The organism is Streptomyces sp. UH6 (genome assembly GCF_013421635.1).
Lineage (GTDB): Bacteria > Actinomycetota > Actinomycetes > Streptomycetales > Streptomycetaceae > Streptomyces > Streptomyces abyssomicinicus.
On record NZ_JACADT010000479.1, the window covers coordinates 1 to 4266 of the forward strand.

Annotated in this window: 4 protein-coding genes; 2 read left to right on the top strand and 2 right to left on the bottom strand. The window is 73.2% G+C overall.

Annotated elements, in window-relative coordinates:
* The first annotated feature begins 403 nt into the window (after positions 1–403).
* Both HW445_RS33675 and HW445_RS33680 read left to right on the top strand, forming a co-directional pair.
* Complete coding sequence (locus tag HW445_RS33675; protein WP_257231184.1) at positions 404–3328, top strand: DEAD/DEAH box helicase; 2925 nt, start codon at positions 404–406, stop codon at positions 3326–3328.
* Positions 3328–3459, top strand: coding sequence for a hypothetical protein (locus tag HW445_RS33680; RefSeq protein ID WP_257231185.1), 132 nt, complete (start codon positions 3328–3330; stop codon positions 3457–3459). Before HW445_RS33675 ends, HW445_RS33680 begins: the two co-directional genes overlap by 1 nt.
* A gap of 86 nt (positions 3460–3545) precedes the next feature.
* On the opposite strand, the gene HW445_RS20335 is transcribed toward HW445_RS33680, so the two are convergent.
* Positions 3546–3770 (bottom strand): tautomerase family protein, encoded by a 225-nt coding sequence (locus HW445_RS20335; RefSeq protein WP_180222415.1) that lies wholly within the window; start codon positions 3768–3770, stop codon positions 3546–3548.
* A 150-nt stretch (positions 3771–3920) separates the two neighbouring features.
* A complete protein-coding gene (locus HW445_RS20340; RefSeq protein WP_180222416.1) occupies positions 3921–4109 on the bottom strand; it encodes a hypothetical protein in 189 nt (62 codons plus the stop codon).
* Positions 4110–4266: the final 157 nt, after the last annotated feature.

Below are 4266 nucleotides of genomic sequence, written 5' to 3' on the forward strand. Positions count from 1 at the left end.
CGAGCCGCCCGGCGAGGTCACCAGCCCGGCCCCGCCGCAGCCGTCCCCGCCACCTCCCTCCCCGGACCCCAGCCAGGCCCAGCCCACCTCCGCGCAGTCCCCGAAACAGACGGTCACCGCTCCGGCGCCCGAGGCCGGAGTGCCCGTGTAGCCGGAGTGCCCGTGCCGTGTAGCCGGCCGCGAGTGTGGCGTGGCTCGCGTTCGCCGTTCTCGTTTGCGCCGGAGGGCATGAGGTGCGTATGGTGGTAGATCGTTTGATCCCATTTGCCCGGCGCAGCGAAAAAGAGCGCGCCGTGTGGCGCGTTCTCTCCCTTGCCGTGGCTGACCGCATCGAGGCGGTTCCTCGCGAAACACGGAGTTGACGGGCGCGTGCCGACGAGACTCCGGAAGGTTTCGCATAAGCATGTCCATTTCCAGTACTGATCAGTTCGTCGTCTCCGAGGACGAGATCGTGACGACCGCCGACTTCGACGGCGACGAGCGCTCCCTCGAAGCCGCGGAGGCCACCGCCGCCGTGGACGACGCGGACGCCGCGGCGGAGACCGCGGACGGCGCGGACGCCGCCGAGGACCAGGCCCCCGAGGACACGGGCCCGACCTTCGCCGACCTCGGCCTGCCCGAGGGCGTCGTGCGCAAGCTGGCGCAGAACGGCGTCACCACGCCCTTCCCGATCCAGGCCGCGACCATCCCGGACGCCCTGGCCGGCAAGGACATCCTGGGCCGCGGCCGCACCGGCTCCGGCAAGACCCTCTCCTTCGGTCTGCCCACCCTGGCCCGCCTGGCCGGCGGCCGCACCGAGAAGAAGCGCCCGCGCGCCGTCATCCTCACCCCGACCCGTGAGCTGGCCATGCAGGTCGCCGACGCGCTGCAGCCCTACGGCGACGTGCTGGGCCTCAAGATGAAGGTCGTCTGCGGCGGCACCTCGATGGGCAACCAGATCTACGCCCTGGAGCGCGGCGTCGACATCCTCGTCGCCACCCCGGGCCGTCTGCGCGACATCATCGGCCGCGGCGCCTGCTCGCTCGGCGACGTCGAGGTCGCGGTCCTCGACGAGGCCGACCAGATGTCGGACCTGGGCTTCATGCCCGAGGTCACCGAGCTGCTCGACCAGATCCCGGCCGGCGGCCAGCGGATGCTCTTCTCCGCCACCATGGAGAACGAGATCAAGACGCTGGTCGACCGCTACCTGGAGAACCCGGTCAGCCACGAGGTCGACGCCGCCCAGGGCGCCGTCACCACGATGTCGCACCACATCCTGATCGTGAAGCCCAAGGACAAGGCTCCGGTCACCGCGGCGATCGCCTCCCGCAAGGGCCGCACCATCATCTTCGTCCGCACCCAGCTGGGCGCCGACCGCATCGCCGAGCAGCTCCGCGACGCCGGTGTGAAGGCGGACGCCCTGCACGGCGGCATGACCCAGGGCGCGCGCACCCGCACCCTGGCCGACTTCAAGGACGGCTACGTCAACGTCCTGGTCGCCACCGACGTCGCCGCCCGCGGCATCCACGTCGACGGCATCGACCTGGTCCTCAACGTGGACCCGGCCGGCGACCACAAGGACTACCTGCACCGCGCCGGCCGCACCGCGCGCGCCGGCCGGACCGGCACCGTGGTCTCGCTGTCGCTGCCGCACCAGCGCCGCCAGATCTTCCGGCTGATGGAGGACGCGGGCATCGACGCCTCGCGCCACATCATCCAGAGCGGCACGGCCTTCGAGCCCGAGGTCGCCGAGACCTGGATCGCCGCCTACGCCGCCGCCGAGGGCGCCGGCCTCACCCCCGGCGACCTGGCCGAGGCCGTCGCCGTCGAGCTGACCCGGGACCGGCTCACCCACCACGTCGCCGAGGCCGCCCTCACCGTCACCGTCGAGGGACTGCTCGCCGCCCACCCCCGCGTCACCGACGGCAGCCTCACCCTCCGCCTCGACGAGTTCCTCGCCCGCACCACCCGGTTCGCCGCCCACGAGGTCCCCGCCTTCCGGGCCGCCCAGCGCCGCCGCACCGCGCTGGTCGCCGACGAGCGCGCCCGCCTGCGGCTGGACGAGTTCCGCCCCCGCGTCATGGACGCCTTCGTCCGCAACCGCCTGGTCGACGAGGTCTACCTCCCCCTCGTCGGCGACAGCCTGCACAAGCAACTCGGGGGGTCCGGCGGCTTGTTGCTGCTCATCTCGCCTCCCGGGTACGGCAAGACGACGCTGATGGAGTACGTCGCCGACCGCCTCGGCCTCCTCCTGGTCAAGATCAGCGGTCCCGCCCTCGGGCACGCGGTCACCTCGCTCGACCCCGCCGACGCGCCCGACGCGGCCGCCCGCCGTGAGATCGAGAAGATCAACTTCGCGCTGGCGGCCGGCAACAACACCCTGCTCCACCTCGACGACGTCCAGCACACCTCGCCGGAGTTCCTCCAGAAGTTCATCCCCCTCTGCGACGCCACCCGGCGGGTGGAGGGCGTGCGGGACGGCGAGCCCCGCACCTTCGACCTGCGCGGCAAGCGGTTCGCCGTCTGCATGACCGGCAACCCCTACACGGAGTCGGGCGGCCTCTTCCGCATCCCCGACATGCTCGCCAACCGCGCCGACGTGTGGAACCTCGGCGACGTCCTCACCGGCAAGGAGGACGCCTTCGCCCTGAGCTTCGTGGAGAACGCCCTCACCGCCAACCCGGTCCTCGCCCCGCTCGCCTCCCGCGACCGCGCCGACCTCGCCCTCCTGCTCCGCCTCGCCTCCGGCGACCCCACCGCTCGCGCCGACCGCCTCACCCGCCCGCCGGCGCCCGCCGAACTCGACCGCGCAGTCGCGTTGTTGCGCCACCTGCTCACCGCACGCGAGGTGGTGCTCGCGGTCAACGCCGAGTACATCGCCTCCGCCGCCCGATCCGACGAGACCCGCACCGAGCCGCCGTTCCAGCTCCAGGGCTCGTACCGCAACATGAACCGCATCGCCCAGCGCCTCCAGCCCGTCATGTCGGACGCCGAGGTGGAGGCCGTGATCGACGACCACTACCGCGCCGAGGCGCAGACGCTCACCACCGGGGCCGAGGCCAACCTGCTCCGGCTGTCGGAGCTGCGTGGCAGGCTGACCGGTGAACAGGCCGACCGCCTCCGGGAGATCAGGGCCGTGTACTCGCGTGCCCGCGCCCTCGGCGGACCGGAGTCCGACCCCGTGACCCGGGCGGTCGCCGCCCTCGGCCTGCTCGCCGACCGCGTCGCCGCGATCGAGACCGCTCTCACCAGGACGCACCGCGACCGTGACCCCGCGCACGGACCCCACCGGGACCCCGCGTACGACCACGCCCGCGCGTACGACCGTGACCGGAAGGAGACCCCCTGATGGCCCCCTACCTGATCCCCGTCGCCCCCGCCCTCCTGCTGATCGCCGTCTCCACGGCGTACCAGGTCCGCCGCGACCGCCGCGTCGTCGAGGGGTTCCTGCCGAGCGAGGAGCGCGACCCGCAGGACTGACCCGGCCGCTGCGGCAACCGACCCGGCCGCTGCGGCAACCGACCCGGCCGCCGCGGCACCGGCCGGTGGTCGGCCGGTCGCGCCGGTCAGTAGTCCGGGAACTGGATCAGCCGGTCCTCACGCCCCGTGATCTCCGGCCGGTACACCTCGGTGTCCCAGTCCTCGCGCTCCACCGGCTCCAGGCCGATGGACACGGCCCCCGCCCGCACCCCGAACGCCTCCTGCACCGCCTCCGAGACCCGGGCCGCCAGTCGCGCCCGGGTCTCCTCGTCGAGGTCCTTGGGGAAGTGCTTGATGATCACGTGCGGCATGCGCCGGTCCTCCGTCTCGTGGCCGGGCGCGCGGGCGGAATCCCCGCACGCCGTCGTCGGCCGTCCCCACGATGGTGGCAGCGGGCCCGGCCCCGGACCGCACCGGCCCGTCTCGGCGACGCCGGCAGGCGCCCTCGGTGTTCCCCGCCCTCAGCGCCTGGTGGCTCTGTACCGCCGCAGGAGTTCCGTCAGCCGCGCCGTGTCCTTCGCCCCGTTGAGCTCCGTCAGCAGGTCGTCCGGGCACAGCTCGTACAGGTCTCCCCAGTACCGCTTCCCCCGGTTGTCCCAGATCCGGTAGCCCCCGGGCACTCCCCGGGCCACATAACGCCGTTTGGCCACGCCGCCCCGCCCTCCCCGCCTCAGTCGTCCAGGTTCTCCGCGTCGACGTCCTCGTCGTCGAGGTCGTGGGCGTCCATCACCGCGCGGGCCTCCTCGGCCGCCCCCCGCGCGCGGAGGGCGAGCACCAGGGTGACGGCCGCCGTCCAGTCGTCGTCCC

Excerpts from the sequence above, each read along its gene's own strand:
- HW445_RS33675 (WP_257231184.1), top strand. The coding sequence starts at position 404 with ATGTCCATTTCCAGTACTGATCAGTTCGTCGTCTCCGAGGACGAGATC.
- HW445_RS33680 (WP_257231185.1), top strand. The coding sequence starts at position 3,328 with ATGGCCCCCTACCTGATCCCCGTCGCCCCCGCCCTCCTGCTGATCGCC.
- HW445_RS20335 (WP_180222415.1), bottom strand. The coding sequence starts at position 3,770 with ATGCCGCACGTGATCATCAAGCACTTCCCCAAGGACCTCGACGAGGAG.